The sequence below is a fragment of the Rhodomicrobium sp. Az07 genome (assembly GCF_018619475.1).
Classification (GTDB): Bacteria; Pseudomonadota; Alphaproteobacteria; order Rhizobiales; family Rhodomicrobiaceae; genus Rhodomicrobium.
The window spans coordinates 43,140-62,599 of the sequence record NZ_JAHFZG010000010.1 but is presented as its reverse complement, the minus strand read 5'-3'; the positions used below and the strand labels follow the sequence as shown (position 1 = coordinate 62,599).

Here is a 19,460-nt window from a genome sequence, read left to right as displayed (position 1 = left end):
GAAGCTTCGTTCGTTTCATCTTCCGGAGTCGGGTCGACCGCCTCGGCGACAGCCGCGCGGCGATCATCCAACTCAAGTGCGGAAGCAGGGGTAGGGAACATTTCAGCCACAGTCTAATCCTTCGCCGGGAGCGTCGGGCGTTATGGAACGCATCGCGCCGCTCGGTTATCGATTTGCGATTGTTTTAGAACGCTTTCGAGCGAATGTAACGTGAAGATAAGGCGTCAATCCAACCCCCCGAGACGCTTCGGGATTTACCGCCTTGCGGCTTGTCTCTCGGCCGCACTCGATCCCAAGGAACATTCCACCGGGGTTCCGACACCAAACATAATCAAAACCGTGCCTCGATCATGCTGCCATTGGCGGCGGGGACGATTTCGAAACCGTTGGGAATGTGCTGGCGAACCAGCGGCACGTGGGAGATCACCCCCACCGCGCGCGTCTGGCCGGCGAGGTTGTGCAGCGCGGTCAGAACGCGATCGAGGGTGCCCGAGTCGTTGTCGGCGTCGAGACTGCCGAAACCTTCGTCGATGAAGATGGTATCGAGGCGGATGGCGCCGTTGGTGCTTTCCACCACGTCTGAAAGCCCGAGCGCGAGGGCGAGAGCCGCGATGAATGTCTCGCCGCCCGAGAGGGTGGAGGTCGGGCGGGTGCGCCCGGTGTAAATGTCGTCCACGCACAGCCCAAGCCCCTTGCGGCCCGCGCCCTTGGTCTCGGCCTCGCGCACAAGCGTGTAGCGGTTCGCGGTCATGGGCCGCATTCTGGCGTTCGCGGCTTCGAGCACGCGGTCGAACATGGCGCCGATGGCGAAGGTTTCGAGATCGACCTTGGCGCCGTCCTTTCCGCTCATGTAGCGGGCGAGTTCGCGAACCGGCGCTGTTTCGGCTTCCACCTTGTCGACGTGGCAAAGGCGCGCCGTGACGTCCTTTTGCAATTTCTCGCGTGTCTCCAGCACATGGCGCGCATCATGGCAGGCTTCATCGGCGCGTTTCTGCGCCTGCTCCGCGTCGTCATGCGCCTTCTTCAGGGCGTCGATGTCGGGTCGGTCGAGATCCATCGTCGCTTCCTCAGCCTTGCGGACATCCTCTGAAGCGATGTCCACGGCGGTCGCATATCGCCAGATGTCTTGCTCAAGCGCTTCGATGCTCGCAATGAATGGCTTCGACGCCTGATAGGCTTCCGGTGAAAGACCGGCCGCCGCGCACGCCTTGTCAAAGGTGCCCTGCGCTGCCGAGAGCTTTCTTCTGGCTTCGGCCAGATTGCTCTCGGCGTTGGTCGCATCGCGATCGGCGGCGATAAAAGCCTCTTTGGCCTTGTCTTTCGCTTCTTCTGCGGTCTTCAGCGCAGCGTCATACTGTTGGATGGCCCGTCTCGCCTCATCGATTGCGCGGCCGAGCGCAGCGCTATCGCGCAAATCTGCCGGTATCGAAGCCAAAGCCTGCTCAAGCCGCTGGTTCGCAAGAGCCTTGCATGTGTCGGCCGCGTCACGCGCCCGACGCGCCGCCTCGACATCGGCGTCGGTCTTGGCGACAGCCGCTTGAGCCGTGCCAACCGCCGCTTCCAGACCCAGGAGGTCGCGATCAACACCGAGCTTTTTGAGGTTCGCCTCGGCGGCTTGCAGGGTATCGCGCACCTGCGTGGAAGCTTGAGCGGGCGCTTTCAGCTCGGCAAGATCGCGCGCGATTTGCGCATGGTGAGCTTCGGCGGTTGCGCGGGCAACGCTGGCGCGGTCGTAATGGTCTCGCCCGACCCGAAGTTTTTCCCGAGCGCCCTCATAATCCGCCGCGACGCGCTCGCTTTCACCGCCTCCCTCGGCGGGCAATGGATGATGCAGGGAACCGCAAACAAGACAGGGCTCGCCATCGGTCAGCCGCCCCGCCAGCAACGCCGCGTGATTGCGAAACAGCGCGGCCTCGGCCTCTGTCATCGCCGCCTTTGCCGCTTCGAGCGATTGCGCAACTAAATTGAAAGTGCCGGTTCTCTTTGCAAGTTCGGCTTGAGTAAGCGCAATTTCGCGAGACTTCTTCTCAAAGGTCAGCGCAGCCGTCAGGTCGGCGTTGAGGCTGGCAATCGAAGCCCGAAGACCGGCGCGCTGAACCTGATTTCCGCGTTCCGCGTCGAGGGCGGTTTGGCACTTCTGAGCCTCATCGCGTGCGCGCGTGGCGGCGCGAGTCCGAGCTTCCAGCGTGGCGTTGGCCGCATCGAACGCAGCAATGGCGCCTGTCAGTTCGCCTCGATGGGCCGTGGTGCCAAGAAGTGTTTCACGATGTTTGAGAAGATCGCGTTCGCGGGCGCGCTTCTGCTCGAATTCATCCTTGCGTTCCGCGAGAAGCGCGTGCGCCTTCTCCCGGTCGGCGTGATTTTTTTCCGCCGCGGAACGGAGGGCGCGGGCTTTCGCGAGCGCTTGGGCTAGGTCGGCGACGCCTTTCCGTTCGAGCCGCACCTGATCGTCGAACGCGACGAGCGTTTGCGCTTTCCGCGCGTCGCTGACCCTCTCGCGCTTGACTGCGAACTCGTCGGCTTTCTGCTGTAGCCCGTTCAAGGCCGTGATGGCTGCTGCGTATTGCTGAAAGCTCTTATCCTGCTGGACGGCGGTTTGAAGCGCGGCGAATGCGGCCGCCCCTTGCGCCTTGCATGCGGTCAGTTCTTCCTGTTTCAGCTCGACGGTCTTGCGCGCTTCCTCGATGCCGGTGGCGAGAGCATCCATCCCGGCAAAGCCTCCACTTTGGAGAAGACCCTCGCATATGTCCCGCTCTCTTCGGACCTCCTTTTCAGCATTGTCCGCCCGCTCCTTCATGCGGTCGGTGATGCTGCGATAAAGGGAGACATCGAAAAGCTCTCTCAAAATCCCCATCCGCTGGCTCGTATCGGCGGTGAGGAAGGTTTCGAACCGGCCTTGCGGCAACAGCACGATCTGACGGAATTGCTCCGCCTTGTAGCCGAGAAGATCTTGAATCGCGGAGTTGACCTCCCCGAGCTTTCTTTCCGCTATTTTCGAGCCGGGATTCTGATCGTCGAGATCTGCCGGATCCTTGCCGGTGACATCGAACAGCCAAGCCCTGTGAGGTTCACTCGTCATGCCGCTCCCGCTTTTTTTGGGCCGCTCCTGCTCCGGCGAGCGGACGACGCGATATTGACGGTCGCCCATCGCGAACACGAACTCCACCAGCGTCGGGACATCCGGCGCGGCGTGGTGGGATCGCAGCGTGGCGTTATCGACCTTTTCCTTCACCGCCTCGCCAAACAACGCGAACGTCATCGCGTTGAAGATGCTGGACTTTCCCGACCCGGTCGAGCCGTAGATGCCGAACAACCCGCAGTCGAGCGCGTGCCGGAAGTCCACCACATGGCGCCCCGCGAAAGGGCCGAATGCCTGAATGACGAGGTAGAGCGGCTTCATGCGATCTCCAGTTCCGGCGAGGAGTTCTCGATGGCGGAACCATGCAGCGCTTGTGCGATAAGGGCCTGCTCCGCGTCGGTGGGCGGGCTGTTGCGCGTGAATTGCAGGAACTCGGCGATAACCTCCGCCGGATCGGTCAGTTTGGTCGCGCGGGCGACACCGGGTTGGCGGGCTTCGAGAGCGATATCCTTTTCGTATTCGAGGAGGCAGGCGTTCGGATAGAACTCGCGGATGCGCTTCATCGGATCGATTGCCTTGGCGTCGTCGGTCAGGACGACGCGAAGGAAGTCCTCGCTGGGGTTCAGCGCACCCTCTGTCAGGATGGCTTCCATCGTGCCGCTGATGGTCCGTGCGCGCCGCTTCAGTTGAAACGGGATGAACCGCTTGGCGATACTGCCGTCCTTTGCCAGATCGACAAGCAGCATCCCCTTGTCGTGATCGTCCTCGCCGAAGGCAAACGGAAGCAGCGACCCGGAATAGCAGATGTGTTCCCCGCCAGCCGTCTGCTCCCGGTGGAGGTGTCCGAGCGCCACGTAATGCGCGCCCTCGAAAACATCGGCGCTGACGGTTTCGATGCCGCCGACGGCGCGACTAAGCGAGCGCTCGCTTTCACCCACCACGGCGCCGGAAACAAAGGCATGAGCGGCAATGACCCAGCGCGCACCGGCGGGAACATGCTCCTTCGCCGCCGCGACCTGCGCCCGCAGGACATCGACCGGCGCGGCGATAGAGGTGTTCTGAAAACATTCGCGCGCGGCGTATTCATAGGCGAAGGGCAGGCCCGAGATGGCGACAGGGCCGAAACCGTCTTCAAGGATGAGAGGCACCTCAGCGGCGGTGAGCGGACCGCGAACGAGCGCGCGGTTGCGGCTTGCGAGAAGGCCCATCGCACCGATGCGGTCGGCGGAGTCGTGGTTTCCGGCGATGACGATAATCGCGGTTTCGGTATCGCTCACGACGCGCTGCACGAAGTCGTTGAAAAGCCGGACGGCAGCTTCCGAGGGAGCCGCGCGGTCGAACACATCTCCGGCGATGATGAGCGCATGCGGGTGCTCAGAGACGATGGCCGCATACACTTGTGCGAGCACATGCGCGTGGTCGTCGTCCAGCGCGCGGCCATCGAACTGACGCCCAAGATGCCAGTCGGCGGTGTGCAGCAATCGCATCGTCTTTCCCCTGCAAAATCCCCCCAAATATGTCTGGTGCAGGCGCGCGCCAAGCTTGCGCCTCAATGCGACATGGCGCTCGGGCGAACCGGAAGGACAGCGGGCTGCCTCTCGCCGTGATCAATCAGCCAGCGTCAAATCGTGTCCAATTGACGCTGGCTGCTAACGGAATGCAGTCGAAATCTTCAGCGCGCGCCGGAGGCTTCCGCGAACGGGATGACGTTGTGCAACGTCTGCTCGCCCGACGACAGGAACTTCTTGACCGCGCGCGCGGCCTGCCGGATGCGGTGCTCGTTCTCGACAAGCGCGATGCGGACGAAGCCTTCGCCATATTCGCCGAAGCCGAGGCCCGGCGAGACGGCGACGCCCGCCTTTTCAAGCAGCAGCTTCGAGAATTCGAGCGAGCCGACTTTCTCCCAGCCGGGAGGTAGCGGCGCCCAGGCGAACATCGTGCCGCCCGGTGCCGGGATGGGCCAGCCGGAACGCTCGAACGTTTCCACGAGGCAGTCGCGGCGGCGCTTGTAGGTCTGGCGCATCTCCTCGACGCAGTCTTGCGGGCCATTCAGTGCGGCGGTCGCAGCAACCTGGATCGGAGTGAACGCGCCGTAATCCAGATAGGACTTCACGCGCGCAAGCGCCGCGCAAAGCCGCTCGTTGCCGACGCAGAAGCCCATGCGCCAGCCGGGCATCGAGTAGGTCTTCGACAGCGACGTGAACTCCACCGCGACATCGAACGCGCCCGGCACTTGAAGGATGGACGGCGGCGGGTTGTTGTCGAAGTAGATTTCGGCATAGGCGACGTCCGACAGCACGATGAGGTCGTGCTTCTTCGCGTAGTCGATGACTTCCTTGTAGAAATCGAGGCTCGCCATCAACGCCGTGGGGTTGGACGGATAGGAGATGATGAGCGCAAGCGGCTTCGGCACGCTGTGCCTCACCGCCTTGTCGACAGCGCTCAGGAACGTGTCGTCCACGCTCGCGGGCACGTGGCGAATGGTGCCGCCCGAGATGATGAAGCCGAATTCGTGGATCGGATAGGTGGGGCTCGGCACGAGAACCAGATCGCCCGGAGCGGTGATCGCTTGCGCCATGTTGGCGAAGCCTTCCTTCGAGCCGAGCGTCGCGACAACCTGCGTGTCGGGGTTCAGCTTCACGCCGAAGCGGCGGTCGTAATACGCCGCCTGCGCGCGCCGCAGCCCCGGAATGCCCCGCGACGCGGAATAGCGGTTCGTGCGCGGCTTGCCGACCGTCTCAATCAGCTTTTCGGTGATGTGGTCCGGCGTCGGCAGGTCGGGATTGCCCATCCCCAGATCGATGATGTCTTCCCCACGCGCTCGTGCTGCTGCCTTGAGCTTGTTCACTTGCTCGAACACATAAGGCGGCAGTCGTTTGATGCGGTGGAATTCTTCGGTCATGGTTGGATGGTTCCTGAATAGCAAAGCGCGGGGTGCTTGCCCGGCGCTGCATTACCTATAAGACCGGAGCGCCGCCCCTGTCCATGGAGCTTTGCGCCAATAAGGGTCCGCAAGATATTGCAGGGTCCGAGTGCGCCGAAGCCCGGCGTGAGACGGCGCGAGCGAAACGGTCGCCCATCATGAAAGGCCGCAGCGTCCTCAATAAGGAACGGGGAACGACTCGCGTCGCTCCCCGTTCCGGTCCCCCATCAGGACATCTTCTGAGGCGTTTCCGCTTCGCTCGAACGCTTCAAATCAGACTTCATTCAGTAGGCGTGCTAATGGTCCTTTGAGGCCGACCTATGTCATCCGGGTACCTTGCCGGACGACATACACGACTCGCGACCCTAATCGCTGTTCGTGGTGGCGTCGGCTACTTCGGTACGCCCGGAAGCCGCATGGTTCTGCTGTTTTTGCAGTTCTTCCACCGCTTTCTGACGCTCCTCCCTTGAGAGCACCGTACCGACATCCGCGATGCCCGCGACGCTTGGATACGTCAGATCCTCCGCACACCCCGTCAGACCGAGACAAAAACCGATCACTAAAAGACTTGCGCCCACCCGATTGGCGCTAACAGGATGACTACAACCAGACGCGGCACGCAACGCGAACTCTCGTTCGGCTCGATGCATGTCGACCCCCGTTTCGCGAATTTGCGAATCTTGATGCCCACATCGAATCATATAGCGCGCGCATAGGTAACAATCTTCATCAAATTGTAACAAAAGTTGATCGGCAGAAAATGGCCGTCGTCATCTGCGAAAACAATCATACAGATCGAGCCTTCGCAAAGCTTGACCGATGAACCGGAGGCGAGAACGCGGCCGCTGGAAACGCGCATGGATGGCGTCAGTTCCCGGCAGCTTCGTCGCCTTCCACCTCCGCCCGGATCTTTTCGCGCTTTCGCCGCGCGGGCGACCACGGACGCACGCCGCGCCCTTCGGCCGCCGTCGTAATCGCCATCGCACCGTCGACCAGCGCAATCGCGGCCGCGCCTCGCTCCCACAGCGCGCCGCGGTCGAGCACGAGCTTCGGCGCGGGGCATGGCCGCGCGAGGTCCATCGGCATGACGAGGATCGCGGCGCGGCGGCAGTCTTCCTCGATGGCGTCGGGCCGCGCGATCAGGCTGACGAGCCGCCCCTTCACCAACGAGACGCAGCTCGTGCGGTCGCACTGCCACCCCGCGCCGATTGCGGCTTCCTTCGGCTTTCGCGTATCGCCATCGGCCCTGAGCCATTGCTGAAGCGCATAGGACGCGCGCCGCGTCTTCGGCGCTTGCAGGCGGCCTTCGCGGTCGCGCACGGCGACGAGCTTCGCGTCCCGGTCGACGAGAATGTCGGGCCGCGCATGGATGGACGTCATCGCCACGCCCACGCCGATCAGGCCGAGGCCCAGCACGCGCCACGGCCGCCGCCAGATTACAAGCCACAGGCCGCCCGTCACGATCAGCAGCAACGCCGCGAACGGAAAGGCCGCCACGGGAACGGTCGAGCCGGGCAGACCGCCGACCCAATGCGCGACCGACATCATTGCATCGACGCCGACGCCCATTGCCGCGAGCGGCGCGTCCTCCAGCCCGAAGGGCATGGCAATGAGCGCGACGATCATTGCGGGCATGGCGAGAAAGTCGACCGGCGGGGCGCCGACGAGGTTGCCGAGCGCGGCATAGGTCACCAACGTGTGAAAGTGGTAGGCGGAAAACGGCTCGACCGCCAGCCCCGCCGTGGCTGTCGTCACCAGCACGCCGCCGAGCAGATAGACCGGCTGCCACAGGAGGCGCTCGCGGATATTGCGCGCGTCGAAATGCAGATACCGCCCGAACCGCTCATAGCCCGCGACAAGCGCGGCGGTAGCGGCGAACGACATCTGAAAGCTGATGTCGATGAGGCTGTCCGGCAGCACGACGAGGATGACAAGCCCCGCCAGCGCAACGTTACGGAGCGAGAGCGCTGGCCGGTTCAACAGGATCGCAAGGAACACCACCGCGATCATGAGATAAGCGCGGACCGCCCCGACAGCCGCGCCCGACAATGCGAGATAGACCGTCACCACGAAAAGCGCGGCCATCGCCGCAAGTCCGCGCGTGGAGTAGCGCAGCGCGATCGACGGAAACAGCGCGAGCAGCCATCGCACGAACCAGAACATGCCACCCGCGACGAGCGACATGTGCATCCCCGATATCGAGATGATGTGCGCGAGGCCCGAGGCGCGCAAATCGTCCATCGACTTCTCGTCGAGACCCGCCGTCTGGCCGACCGTCAGCGCGGCGGCAATCTCGCCCGTCTGGCCGGGCAGCGCCGCCGTGATGCGGTCGCCGATGCGCCCGCGCAGATCCGCGAGCCACGTGCGGGGCACCATGTCCCACGGCAGCGCGCGGCCTTCGATCTTCTCGGGCTTCGTCAAGGAGTAGCCCGATCCGCCGACAGCCTGATAATAGCTCGCGCGTGCGAAATCGTAGCCGCCCGGCATCACAGGCTCAGGCGGCGGGCCGAGGATGGCGCGAAACCGGATCGCTTCGCCGGGCCGAAGCTCGACATCGCCGCGAAGGCTCACGCGCACGCGGAACGGCAGCGCGGGCATTTCGGCGTCTTCATATTTGAGGCTCGACAGGCGGATGATCGCGCGGGCGCGCTTTTCGGTCTGCCGGTCGAACTGCTCCACGAAGCCTTCGATGTTGTAGGCGCCGTGCCGTTCGAGCACCGGAGCGGCTACGATGGCCGTGCGCACCTTCGCCGCGAAGAAACCGGCGCTTGCGCAGAGGATGACCGTCGTCAGCAGGAACGCGAAAAGCTGCGTGCGGGCGAGGATGCGCAGGCTCAACGCAAGCAGCAGCAGCCCGCCCGACAGCGACAGATCCGGCTCGGTGGGAAGCGCGAAATAGGCGCCGACGCCCGCGCCGAAGAACACCGGAATCCACAGGAACCAGCGCCCCTGTTCGGCGTCGAGTTCCGCCGCGACGGCACGCGCCACCGTCGCCGGCGCACGCGACAACCGCCCGCCGCGCGACGCGCTCAGTCCGCTCGGAACGACAATGCTCACGCCCGCCACCCATTATTGCCCTTTCGGCACATCTTACAGCGCTCGGTGGCAAGAATGTCCACAGGAATGGTTGACGACGAGCGCCCCCGCACCACCTCGCGTGCGCTACCAATCCGCTCGCCGTCGTGCTACATCGCTGCCAACGATCCCAATCCGCGAAATGGAAGGTTTCCCATGGCGTCCGCATCCGGCGTGGTGACACGCTTTGCCCCATCACCCACCGGCTTCCTGCATATCGGCGGCGCGCGCACCGCGCTGTTCAACTGGCTTTATGCAAAGCACACGGGCGGGCGGTTTCTGCTGCGCATCGAGGATACGGACCGCGCGCGCTCGACGGATGCGGCCATCGCGGCGATCCTCGACGGCTTGCAGTGGCTCGGCCTCGACTGGGAGGGCGAGCCGGTGTTCCAGTTCGCGCGCGCGGATCGGCACAAGGAAGTCGCGTATCAGCTTCTGGAAAGCGGCAACGCCTATCGCTGCTACTCGACGCCCGAGGAACTCGAAGCCTACCGCGCGGAGGCCGACGCGGCTCGCAAGGCGCTCTCCGACGCGAAGAAGGCAGGTGCGCAAGCCGACGAGATCGCGCGGTTCGAAGCTGCGCTTGCGGCGAAGCCCAGGGTTTTCAGCTCGCCTTATCGCGACGGCAAGACGCCGCCCGCGCCCGATGCGCCGTTCGTAATCCGGCTGAAGGCGCCGCGCGAGGGCGAAACCGTGGTCGAGGATCAGGTGCAGGGCCGCGTGCAATGGGCGAACAAAGACCTCGACGACATGGTTCTGCTGCGCTCGGACGGCACGCCGACCTATATGCTGGCCGTGGTGGTGGACGACCACGACATGGGCATCACGCACGTCATTCGCGGCGACGACCACCTGACCAACGCCGCGCGTCAGACGCAGCTTTACAACGCCATGGGCTGGGACGTGCCGGCCTTCGCGCATATCCCGCTGATCCACGGGCCGGACGGTGCGAAGCTGTCGAAGCGTCACGGCGCGCTCGGCGTCGATGCTTACCGCGCGATGGGCTATCTGCCCGACGCGATGCGCAACTACCTCGCGCGGCTGGGCTGGGGCCATGGCGACGACGAGATTTTCACCACCGCGCAGGCCGCCGACTGGTTCGACCTCGACGCCATCGGCCGCTCGCCCTCGCGCTTCGACTTCGCCAAGCTCGAAAACCTGAACGGCGTCTACATCCGCAACACGCCGGATGCCGAGCTTGTGCGTCAGATCAAGACGATCGCGCCGGACGTGGAAGCCGCGAAAGAATTCGCCGGACGCATCGACGAGGCGGGCTGGCAAAAACTCGAACGGTCAATGCCGGGGCTGAAGGAGCGCGCGAAATCGCTTGTCGAACTGCTCGTTGCCGCGCGCTACCTGTTCGTACCGCGTCCACTCGATGTGGATGAAAAAGCCGCGAAAGTTCTCGGCGACGACGCCCGCAAGCACCTCACCGCGCTGCATGAGCGCTTCGCCGCCCTCGAAACGTGGGACGCGGCCTCGCTCGAAGCGGCTACGCGCGCCTATACGCACGAAACCGGCGCGAAGCTCGGCAACATCGCGCAACCGCTCCGCGCCGCAGCCACGGGCCGCACAGTGTCGCCGCCGGTGTTCGACGTGCTTGCCGTGCTCGGCCGCGAGGAGGCGCTTGCCCGCATCGCCGATCAGGCCGCCTGACGCGGGGCAATCGTCAACCTACACGCGGGTGAGCAATTCCAATGCCGCGCGGTTCTTTACAATCGTCTTGTTGGGATCCTTGCCCGTTGTCATCGCAATGTCGCGCGGGAAGCCGCCGAGGCGCACGGCGAGCACAAGAGACCACCATGTGACGCCGAAATCCCTGAAACGAGGAGGAGGCGGCTTCGGATTGGCGTTGCTCGCAATCCACTGATTGCGAGCCGCGAGATATTCGTCCAGCCCGAGGATGTTGCGCAAACCGGCGACGACGAAGGGCGGGTTGCCGTTGTTGGCGATCATTTCCGCCTCGATCTTCGCTTGCGCGAGTTCGATGTCGCCGTCGTAAATTTCGCGCAGCAGGATCGCCGTGATTTGCGCCTTGCCGCCGGGCGCGCCTCTGTTCGCCGCATCCTTTTCGTTCAGCTTGAAGATTTCGTCGGGCGTTTCCGAGAAGGGGCTTTTGCTGGTGATGTCGTTCCACCAACCGATGCGATCCGCCGCTCTTCCCTTGCCGCTGCTTGCGTCCACGCCCTTCAGGATGACGTTCATCTCCCGCTCGGCGAGCTTGAGCCAGCCTTGAATTTCGTCAAGCCCGGTCCTGTAAAAAAGGAAGTTGAAGATGACGGCTATCGCCCCGATAACGCCGACGACATAAATCAGCGTCTGGTCGCTCGGGATGTAGTCCGCCATCGGAATATAGGGAGCTTCGTCCACCCAGCGCGGCGGGCGGCCGATCATCGCCTGAATGGCGAAGGGCGTCGCGACCATCAGGCCGAATAATAAGATCGCTTTCAGCCAGACCCGCATCGGAACCCTCAAGCCCACCTTCTTGAGCGGCGACTCGTCCTTCGCTGCGCTTGCCCACCGCTGAAATCCGTTCGAGCGTCAATCGTCCGTCGACGGAGGCCGCGGCGCATTTCGAATCGCCATCGCAACCATAACCGTCACCGCGCTTCGGCGTAAGGCCCTTGCACAGGTCGCCCGGCCAAACGCGTCGCCGCCGTCACGCCCGGCTGAGGTGACGGTTCAGCCGCCTGTCGAGCACGTTCCAAACGCGGCGGATGATCTCCACCGTGAGCACATAGACGAGCGCCGCCGCAATATAGGCCTGAAAGTCGTAGGTGCGCTGGAACGCCAGCTTTGCCGTCGCCAGCAGATCGTACACGGTGACGACGCTTGCCAGCGCGCTCGCCTTCACCATGAGGATCAGTTCGTTGCCGAGGGGGCGCAGCGCGAGCCGCGCGGCCTGCGGCAGAACGATGCGGCGTGCGACCAGCGCGGGCGACATCGCGGCGGCCTTCGCGGCTTCCACCTGCCCGCGCGGCACGGCGCGCACGGCACCGGCGAGGATTTCCGCCTGATAGGCGGCGGTGTTCAGCGTGAAGGTCAGGAGCGAGCAGTAAAACGGATCGCGGAACAGCCACCAGATCCCCGCCGCGTCGAGGCTCGCCTGAAACTGCGCCGAGCCGTAATAGATGAGAAAGAGCTGCGCGAGGAGCGGTGTGCCGCGCATCACATAGGTGTAGCCGAACAGCGCGCCCGAAAGCGCCCGCCCGCCATAGGCCCGCCCGAGCGCCACCGGCACAGCGATCAACAGGCCGAGCAGCACCGAGCCGAAGGCAAGCTCCAGCGTGACGGCGAAGCCCTCCAGCATGCGCGGGCCGAAGCGCTCGAAAAGGGACCAGTTGATCATCGAGCCACCCGATAGCCGCGCCCCGCCGCGCGTTCGGCCCTTGCGATCGCGAGCGTCGAAAGCGCCGTCATGGCGAGGTAGATCGCGCAGGCCACGGCGTAGAATTTGAACGGCTCGCGCGTGGCCTGCACCGCGATGGTGGTTTCGCGCAAGAGATCGTTCAGCGCTATGACCGAGACGAGCGACGTGTCCTTGAGCAGCACGAGCCAGTTATTGCCGAGGCCGGGCAGCGCGAAGCGCAGCATCTGCGGCAGCCGAACGCGGCGAAAAACCTGACGCGGCGACATGCCGAAACTGCGCGCGGCTTCGATCTGGCCGCGCTCGACGGCCTTGAGCGCGGATAGAATGACCTCGCTCGAATAGGCGCCGAATACGAGCGCGAGCGCCACGAGACCGGCCACGAACGGCGAAACCTGCACATCGACCGGCAGGCCCGTCGCCGCTGCGATCTTCTGAAGCAGGATCTGGCCGCCGAAATAGATGAGAAGCAGCGTGAGAAGCTCAGGCAGCGCGCGAAAGATGGTGGTGTAGGCTTCCGCGAGGCCGCGCACGGCGGCGATATGCGAGGTTTTGGCCAGCGCCGCCACAAGCCCCAGCGCGAGCCCGAAGGGAAGCGTCGCCAGCGCGAGGCCGACCGTTATGGCCGTGCCCTCGGCGAGCGCGCCGCTCCATTCCCAGATGACCCCGTCCAAGCCGCTCCCCGCTTCGCACGAACCGAAGAAAGCTTAAGCGCGAAGCCTTGCGCCCGGCAAGCGGCGGCACGGCAATCACAAGCATTTGCGTTAGAAGCGACCCCGCGGGCGCATCGCGCTTGAAGACCGCTTCAATCGATGGCACGAAATCAGCGAGCGCCCCTCGGCGCAATCGCGAAAGGCACGGGAAACCATGGCGCGAAGCAGACCTTTCCTCGGCGTTTTCGGCCGCTTCGGACGATCCGAAAGCCTGCGCACGCTCGACAAGGCGTTGCGAGCCGTCGACCTCCATCCCAACCTCGTGCCGGAAGCCGTGAAGCTGACGGTCGTCACGCTCCTGATGGACGCGCACGCGGAGGATCCTCGCGAGCCCGACTATCGCCATGCGGCGGAGCTTCTCGGCTATTGCGCGCTCGGCGCGGACGGGTTCACCGTGGCGAATGGGGAGCAAGCGGCAAGCGATGCGGAACGCCGGATCGAGGCCGCGCTCGCCGACGAGGAAAGCCTCGACGCGAAGCTCATCCTGCTGGCGGTCCATTCGAGCATCGTGCATCCGGCGATCAAGGAAGCCTGGCAGTTCGAAAGCGACTGATGAGCCCGCCGCCCTCGGGCGTTATCCGCCAAAGCGGCACTGGCTCCGCGACAGAAATGCTCACCAAGCCGGAGCCGATAATCTTCCCTGTGCATGTGAATTATCATGAAACAGATTATTTTCTGACCGAATCGATTGTCTGCCTTCGGCCGCATATTCAAGGCAGGTCGATCCGAATGGAGCCGTCCATGCAGCCGTCCATGCAGCCGTCCATGCGTCCTTCGATTTCCCAAAACCTCCTCGTCGCCCCGGCGACGCCGTCCACGCGCATTCTTTTCATCGCGCGCCACGTCCCGCTTGAGCCGGATTATGCCGAGCGCGGCTTCGAAGGCGATGGCGGCTATCCGGGCTATTACGCGCGCGTGTTCCGCACATTGCGCGACATCGGCTATCGCGTCCGCACCGCGAACGAGCCGCTTGCCCTCCTTGCCGCGAAGGGCGAGACAGATATCGTCTTCTCGCTCTACAACCGCATGCCGATCAACAACCCGGAAGTGTTCATCCCTTCGCTCTGCGAATATCTGCGCATCCCCTATGTCGGCGCGCGGCCGAACATTCGCGCACTCGCCGAGGACAAGTGGCTTGCGAAGCTCGCCGCGAAGGCCATCGGCATTCCGGTTTCGGAAGGCGCGGTCTATGCCGACGAAGCCGCGCTTGCCACGCCGCCAGGCTTCCCCGGCCCTTATTTCGTCAAGCAGCGCTTCGGCGCGGCCTCGGAGGGCATCAGCGCCGAGTCGATTCAGGACGATTGGGCGGGCGCGGCGCGCGTGGCGGCGAAGCTCATGGCGCGGGGCATGGCGGTGCTCGTCGAGGCTTACGCGCCCGGCATCGACATCACCGTGCCGTCGCTCGGCAGCGCGAGCGGTCCGCTCGTGCTGGGCGTGGTGCGTCCGCGCTCGGACAAGGCGGGCGGCATCATCACCGAAGACCTGAAGCGCAGCGATCCGCTCGGCTATGAGGTGTTCGAGGCGGGCGGCGTGGAGGCGGCGCTTTGCGAGGATGCCGCCACGCTCTGGCGCGCCGCCGGGCCGATGGATTATTTCCGCATGGATTACCGCTTCGATCCCGAGACGGGGCGGCGCGTCTTCCTCGAATTCAACATCTGCTGCCATATCGGGCGCAGCGGATCGATCTGCCTCGCGGCGGCGCAGCACGGGCTAAACCAAGCCGACGTGCTCGGTCATGTGATCGAGTACAGCCTCCAGCGGCAGGGCGTTGCGCCAGTGGGGTGACGCGGGTCATTTCAGCCAGCCCGCGAGAGGCTCGGCGCGCAGCATGTCGTCATAGCTCGGGCGCGGACGCACCACGGCGTAATCCGCGCCGTTCACCAGCACCTCGGGGACGAGCCGCCGCGTGTTGTACGTCGACGACTGCGCCGCGCCGTAAGCGCCCGCCGTCATCACCGCGACGAGATCGCCCGGCGCAAGCTCCGCCATGTCGCGGTCCTTCGCGAGGAAGTCGCCCGTCTCGCACACCGGCCCGACGACATCGGCGCGGCCGGCGCAGGCGTTCCGCTGCGCTTCGCTCACGGGCCAGATGTCGTGATAGGCGTCGTAAAGCGTCGGGCGCACAAGGTCGTTCATGCCCGCGTCCACGATGACGAAGCGCTTTTCGCCGCTCTGCTTCGAATAGATGACCCTCGTGCCGAGGATGCCTGCATTGCCGACGATGATCCGCCCCGGCTCGAACAGCAGCTTTGCGCCGAGCCGGTTCGACAAGCCGATCACGATTTCGGCATAGTCGCTCGGCAGAGGCGGAACTTCCTGATCCCAGCGATAGGGGATGCCGAGACCGCCGCCGAGATTGACGTAGGAAATCGTGTGGCCGTCGGCGCGAAGGTCTTCCACGAGGTTCGCCATCAGGTCGAAGGCGTCGCGGAACGGCTCCATCTCGGTGATCTGGCTGCCGATGTGCATATGCACGCCTGCCACGTCGAGGCCCGGCAGGTCGCGGGCGAGGGCGTAAAGCGCGCGCGCATCGCGCCAGCTCACGCCGAATTTGTGCTCGGACTTGCCGGTGGAAATCTTGGCGTGCGTCTTGGCATCGACGTCGGGGTTGATGCGGAACGCGATGCGCGCCGTCTTGCCGCGCTCGCTCGCAACCTGCGACAGCGCGCGAAGCTCGGCCTCGCTCTCGACGTTGAAGCCGTAAATGCCCGCGTCGAGCGCGAACGCCATTTCGGCTTGCGTCTTGCCGACACCGGAGAACACGATCTTTTCCGCAGGGATGCCCGCCGCAAGCGCGCGCCGGATCTCGCCCTCGGAAACCACATCCGCGCCGGAGCCGAGCTTCGCCAGCGTGCGGATCACCGACACGTTCGAGTTGGCCTTGATGGCGTAGCAGACGAGCGCATCCTGACCGGTGAAGGCGTCGGCGAACACGCGGTAATGGCGCTCTATCGTGGCGGTGGAGTAGCAGTAAAACGGCGTGCCGACATCGCGAGCAAGTGCGTCGAGAGCGACACCCTCGGCATGAAGGATGCCGTTCTTGTAGGAAAAATGATGCATGACGCGAGTTTAACGCACAAGCGGGTCCAGAATGAAGGGCCGATCCGGGTCCGCCTTGCCTTTTGCGTCCTTCGGCACGTCCGGCGGCGGCAACGGACGTTGAAGGTCGCTCCTCTTGCCGCAGGCCGACAGCCCAAGCGCGAGCACGAAAGCAAGTACCAGATTGCGACTTAAGCCAGTCATCGTATCCCCGTCACCGCGCCCGAAGCTTATGCCGAAGCTTGACCAAGCCTCGCCTCGCGTGCATCGCTGCGGGCAAACGAACGACGCCGCCCGCAGTCTCTCAGCCACGCGATCCCTAGCCCGTCTTTAGCGCGAAGTTCCGGCGGGTTCCAGCTTCTTCAGCCAGATTTCAGCCGCCGCCTTCACATTTTGCGGCGCTGTGCCTCCAAAGCTGCGGCGGCTTTCTACCGATTTATCCACGTTCAGCACGTCGAAAATGCGCTCCGTGATACGCGGCTCGACGGCCTGCATATCCTTCAGCGGCACCTCATGCAGATCGACGCCCAGATTTTCGGCGTGCTTCACGATGCGGCCGGTGACGTGATGGGCCTCGCGGAAGGGAAGCTGCGCGTGCAGCACGAGCCAGTCCGCAAGGTCGGTCGCGGTCGAAAAGCCCTGCCCGGCGGCCGCGCGCATATGCTCGGGCACCGGCTCCATGTCCTCGATCATGCCCGTCATCGCGGCGAGGCCGAGGGACAGCGCGTCGATGGCGAGGAACACGGCTTCCTTGTCTTCCTGCATGTCCTTGGAATAGGCGAGCGGCAGCCCCTTCATCACTGTCAGCAGGGAGACGAACGCGCCCGCGATGCGGCCCACTTTCGCGCGGACGAGTTCGGCGGCGTCGGGGTTGCGCTTTTGCGGCATGATCGACGAGCCGGTAGTGAAGCGGTCGGACAGCGTGATGAACCGAAAGCCAGCGCTGAACCAGACGACGATCTCTTCCGACAGGCGCGAAAGGTGCGTGGCGCAGATCGCGGCGGCGGCGAGCGTTTCGAGCGCGAAGTCGCGCGAGGACACCGCGTCGAGCGAGTTCGCGAGCGGGCGCTCGAAGCCGAGGGCCGACGCCGTCATGAGCCGGTCGATGGGGAAGGACGTGCCCGCGAGCGCGGCTGCGCCGAGGGGGCATTCATTCACGCGCTTTCTGGCGTCGGCGAAGCGGCCCCGGTCGCGGTCCAGCATCTCGACATAGGCGAGGCAGTGATGGCCGAACGTGACGGGCTGCGCCACCTGCATATGCGTGAAGCCCGGCATGATGGTCGCAGCGTAAGTGTTGGCCTTCGTCGCAAGCGCGAGCTGGAGCGCGGCAAGTTGCTCGTCGAGGTGGTCTATCGCGCCGCGGATATATAGCCGGAAATCGGTCGCCACCTGGTCGTTGCGCGAGCGTCCGGTGTGCAGCTTGCCAGCGACGGAGCCGATGAGATCCTTCAGCCGCGCCTCAACGGCCATGTGGATGTCTTCATATTCGCGGCGAAATTCGAAGCGCCCACCCTCGATTTCCTCGCGCACCGCATCGAGGCCCGCGACGATGGCGTCGGCCTCCTCCGGCGTCACGATCCCGCATGCGCCGAGCATTGTTGCGTGCGCCTGCGAAGCGCGGATGTCTTCCGCATGGAGCCGCTGGTCAAACGAGATGGAGGCGTTGATTTCCTCCATGATTTCGGCGGGCTTTGTCTCGAAGCGCCCGCCCCACATTTTATTGGCCATCGCTGTCATTCGCCTCGTGGAGCGAATTTGACATTTGAGCCCCGGTTGTTGCGAGCGCTCTCTCAAATGTCAAATACGAAGCTCCACGACAATCATAGAGTTGTTAGCGGTCTCATCATTTCGGCATTTGCTCGCGAGGATGCAGCAACCGGATGCAAATGTCGAAACGGGACCGCTAGAGGGCTTAAAGCGCAGCATTAGCGCGCTGCCGCCGAATGCACAAGCGGGCTTCGGCGTTCAATGTATCAGCTTTATCAACAGCCAGCGCTTTTTGCGGCAACGCTCTGACATCCCGGAAGGGAACGACAGCGCGGCTCAAGCATTGATATCATGACGGTCTTTTGGCGCGCCGTGCTTTTAGCGCCCGCCGCTGATGGAGGAAAGACATGGAACGAAGCGTTGGACAAGGCCTGGAGCGGGGCATTGAGACGACCGCACGCAGCCGCATCGATCTCGCGGAATGGCGCGGCAGGGACGTTACACGCCAATATGAACTTGGCGAGAGCATGGTGCCCCCGGAGCGCCTGAGACGCTCGCGCGAGCGAACCGAAATCTTCAGCGCCGAGCACGAAGGAGAGAAGGGGCAGGAGGGCTTGCTCGAAGCTCGAACCTTCCCGACCGCGCGCGACATGATGGCGCTCGGTTATGCCTACGCCTACGGAAAAGGCGTGGCCGATCGCGTAACGAAGACTCTTCGCGTGCGGGGGATGGGCACGCGCTGATCGCTTCACGGAAAGATCGATAATGGTTGGGCGGGATCGCGCCGCGATCTCGCCCTTTCTCATGGGTCCGCCGCATTGCGTTTGCGTCCTGAACGCGCGGGCCACGCATTGCGCCATCGTGCAGCTTGACTGTGCGTTGCGCGTAATGAAAAGCTCCGCGTATGGAAACCGGGAACGACGACGGCGGAACGCGGAGGCAGGGCCTCATCATTTACGGTCTCGCCGCGGCGGGAGCGCTCGTCGTGATGGCCGTCGGCATGGTCATGGACCGCACGGCGAAAGCGCCGGACCAGCCGCGTCCGGCCGCGGTTACCGTTCCGGCGCCCGCTGAATCCGGCAAATTCATCCGCCACGCCAGGCCCGTCACCCTGCCGGCGCTCTCATTCAACGGCGCTGACGGCAAGGCGCGCTTTCTTTCGGAGTGGCGCGGCAAGGTCGTGCTCCTCAACATCTGGGCGACGTGGTGCCCGCCATGCATCCGCGAGATGCCTGCGCTCGACAGGCTTCAGGCCGAAAAGGGCGGCGATAGCTTCGCCGTCGTGGCGGTCAGCACGGATCGGAGCGGCCTTGCGAAGCCCAGAGCGTTTTATGAGCGCGTGGGGATCAAGAGCCTCGCGCTTTTCAATGAGCCGAGCGACGACTTCAGCCTCGCGCTCGACGCGGACCGCCTGCCGCTGACGATCATCGTCGACCGCCAAGGCCGGGAAGTTGCACGTTATTACGGCTCGGAAGCATGGGACAGCGCGAAGGTTTTCGCCAAGGTCATGGCGATGGCGGGGGAAACACCCGGAGCCGCGCGCCGCTAGCGGGTTGC

16 protein-coding genes are annotated in these 19,460 nt (G+C 64.3%); 5 read left to right on the top strand and 11 right to left on the bottom strand.

Going from position 1 to position 19,460, the window contains the following annotated elements:
* Positions 1–331: 331 nt before the first annotated feature.
* The 5 genes from KKP04_RS09125 to KKP04_RS09105 form a co-directional block, all read right to left on the bottom strand.
* On the bottom strand, positions 332–3,400 hold the full coding sequence (locus KKP04_RS09125) for an AAA family ATPase (RefSeq protein WP_215029749.1): 3,069 nt from the start codon (positions 3,398–3,400) through the stop codon (positions 332–334).
* Positions 3,397–4,566, bottom strand: a complete 1,170-nt coding sequence (locus tag KKP04_RS09120) for an exonuclease SbcCD subunit D (RefSeq protein ID WP_215029745.1) — start codon at positions 4,564–4,566, stop codon at positions 3,397–3,399. Before KKP04_RS09120 ends, KKP04_RS09125 begins: the two co-directional genes overlap by 4 nt.
* A 185-nt stretch (positions 4,567–4,751) precedes the next feature.
* On the bottom strand, positions 4,752–5,981 hold the full coding sequence (locus tag KKP04_RS09115; RefSeq protein ID WP_215029742.1) for an LL-diaminopimelate aminotransferase: 1,230 nt from the start codon (positions 5,979–5,981) through the stop codon (positions 4,752–4,754).
* Positions 5,982–6,367: 386 nt separating this feature from the next.
* Complete coding sequence (locus KKP04_RS09110) at positions 6,368–6,652, bottom strand: hypothetical protein (RefSeq protein WP_215029739.1); 285 nt, start codon at positions 6,650–6,652, stop codon at positions 6,368–6,370.
* Between the two features lie 217 nt (positions 6,653–6,869).
* The gene (locus tag KKP04_RS09105) at positions 6,870–9,059 is read right to left on the bottom strand and encodes a ComEC/Rec2 family competence protein (RefSeq protein ID WP_215029736.1); all 2,190 of its coding nucleotides are present in this window, start codon (positions 9,057–9,059) and stop codon (positions 6,870–6,872) included.
* Positions 9,060–9,233: 174 nt separating this feature from the next.
* On the opposite strand from KKP04_RS09105, the gene gltX reads away from it, so the two are divergent.
* A complete protein-coding gene (gene gltX / locus KKP04_RS09100) occupies positions 9,234–10,733 on the top strand; it encodes a glutamate--tRNA ligase (protein WP_215029733.1) in 1,500 nt (499 codons plus the stop codon).
* An 18-nt stretch (positions 10,734–10,751) separates the two neighbouring features.
* On the opposite strand, the gene KKP04_RS09095 is transcribed toward gltX, so the two are convergent.
* From KKP04_RS09095 to KKP04_RS09085, 3 genes are all read right to left on the bottom strand, one after another.
* Entirely contained in the window at positions 10,752–11,552 is an 801-nt protein-coding gene (locus KKP04_RS09095) for a hypothetical protein (RefSeq protein WP_215029731.1), read from the bottom strand.
* A 184-nt stretch (positions 11,553–11,736) separates the two neighbouring features.
* Positions 11,737–12,426 carry an ABC transporter permease gene (locus KKP04_RS09090; protein ID WP_215029728.1) on the bottom strand — a complete coding sequence of 230 codons (690 nt, stop codon included), beginning with the start codon at positions 12,424–12,426 and terminating at the stop codon, positions 11,737–11,739.
* Positions 12,423–13,118 (bottom strand): ABC transporter permease, encoded by a 696-nt coding sequence (locus KKP04_RS09085; RefSeq protein ID WP_251133998.1) that lies wholly within the window; start codon positions 13,116–13,118, stop codon positions 12,423–12,425. Before KKP04_RS09085 ends, KKP04_RS09090 begins: the two co-directional genes overlap by 4 nt.
* 193 nt (positions 13,119–13,311) lie before the next feature.
* On the opposite strand from KKP04_RS09085, the gene KKP04_RS09080 reads away from it, so the two are divergent.
* Entirely contained in the window at positions 13,312–13,710 is a 399-nt protein-coding gene (locus KKP04_RS09080) for a hypothetical protein (RefSeq protein WP_215029725.1), read from the top strand.
* A 188-nt stretch (positions 13,711–13,898) separates the two neighbouring features.
* A complete protein-coding gene (locus KKP04_RS09075; RefSeq protein WP_251133997.1) occupies positions 13,899–14,942 on the top strand; it encodes a hypothetical protein in 1,044 nt (347 codons plus the stop codon).
* Positions 14,943–14,948: 6 nt separating this feature from the next.
* On the opposite strand, the gene lysA is transcribed toward KKP04_RS09075, so the two are convergent.
* The 3 genes from lysA to argH form a co-directional block, all read right to left on the bottom strand.
* Positions 14,949–16,217: a diaminopimelate decarboxylase gene (gene lysA, locus KKP04_RS09070; protein ID WP_215029722.1), complete on the bottom strand. Its 1,269-nt coding sequence runs from the start codon at positions 16,215–16,217 to the stop codon at positions 14,949–14,951.
* A gap of 9 nt (positions 16,218–16,226) precedes the next feature.
* Positions 16,227–16,400, bottom strand: a complete 174-nt coding sequence (locus KKP04_RS09065; protein WP_215029708.1) for a lipoprotein — start codon at positions 16,398–16,400, stop codon at positions 16,227–16,229.
* A gap of 126 nt (positions 16,401–16,526) precedes the next feature.
* Positions 16,527–17,924, bottom strand: a complete 1,398-nt coding sequence (argH, locus tag KKP04_RS09060; protein ID WP_215029705.1) for an argininosuccinate lyase — start codon at positions 17,922–17,924, stop codon at positions 16,527–16,529.
* 386 nt (positions 17,925–18,310) lie between these two features.
* Here argH and KKP04_RS09055 point away from each other — a divergent pair, with 386 nt between their 5' ends.
* Both KKP04_RS09055 and KKP04_RS09050 read left to right on the top strand, forming a co-directional pair.
* Positions 18,311–18,646, top strand: a complete 336-nt coding sequence (locus tag KKP04_RS09055; protein ID WP_215029702.1) for a hypothetical protein — start codon at positions 18,311–18,313, stop codon at positions 18,644–18,646.
* Positions 18,647–18,807: 161 nt separating this feature from the next.
* A complete protein-coding gene (locus KKP04_RS09050; RefSeq protein WP_215029699.1) occupies positions 18,808–19,452 on the top strand; it encodes a TlpA disulfide reductase family protein in 645 nt (214 codons plus the stop codon).
* Positions 19,453–19,460 lie beyond the last annotated feature (8 nt).

Excerpts from the sequence above, each read along its gene's own strand:
- KKP04_RS09125 (WP_215029749.1), bottom strand. The coding sequence starts at position 3,400 with ATGAAGCCGCTCTACCTCGTCATTCAGGCATTCGGCCCTTTCGCGGGG.
- KKP04_RS09120 (WP_215029745.1), bottom strand. The coding sequence starts at position 4,566 with ATGCGATTGCTGCACACCGCCGACTGGCATCTTGGGCGTCAGTTCGAT.
- KKP04_RS09115 (WP_215029742.1), bottom strand. The coding sequence starts at position 5,981 with ATGACCGAAGAATTCCACCGCATCAAACGACTGCCGCCTTATGTGTTC.
- KKP04_RS09110 (WP_215029739.1), bottom strand. The coding sequence starts at position 6,652 with ATGCATCGAGCCGAACGAGAGTTCGCGTTGCGTGCCGCGTCTGGTTGT.
- gltX (WP_215029733.1), top strand. The coding sequence starts at position 9,234 with ATGGCGTCCGCATCCGGCGTGGTGACACGCTTTGCCCCATCACCCACC.
- KKP04_RS09090 (WP_215029728.1), bottom strand. The coding sequence starts at position 12,426 with ATGATCAACTGGTCCCTTTTCGAGCGCTTCGGCCCGCGCATGCTGGAG.
- KKP04_RS09080 (WP_215029725.1), top strand. The coding sequence starts at position 13,312 with ATGGCGCGAAGCAGACCTTTCCTCGGCGTTTTCGGCCGCTTCGGACGA.
- KKP04_RS09075 (WP_251133997.1), top strand. The coding sequence starts at position 13,899 with ATGCAGCCGTCCATGCAGCCGTCCATGCGTCCTTCGATTTCCCAAAAC.
- lysA (WP_215029722.1), bottom strand. The coding sequence starts at position 16,217 with ATGCATCATTTTTCCTACAAGAACGGCATCCTTCATGCCGAGGGTGTC.
- KKP04_RS09065 (WP_215029708.1), bottom strand. The coding sequence starts at position 16,400 with ATGACTGGCTTAAGTCGCAATCTGGTACTTGCTTTCGTGCTCGCGCTT.
- argH (WP_215029705.1), bottom strand. The coding sequence starts at position 17,924 with ATGGCCAATAAAATGTGGGGCGGGCGCTTCGAGACAAAGCCCGCCGAA.
- KKP04_RS09055 (WP_215029702.1), top strand. The coding sequence starts at position 18,311 with ATGGAACGAAGCGTTGGACAAGGCCTGGAGCGGGGCATTGAGACGACC.
- KKP04_RS09050 (WP_215029699.1), top strand. The coding sequence starts at position 18,808 with ATGGAAACCGGGAACGACGACGGCGGAACGCGGAGGCAGGGCCTCATC.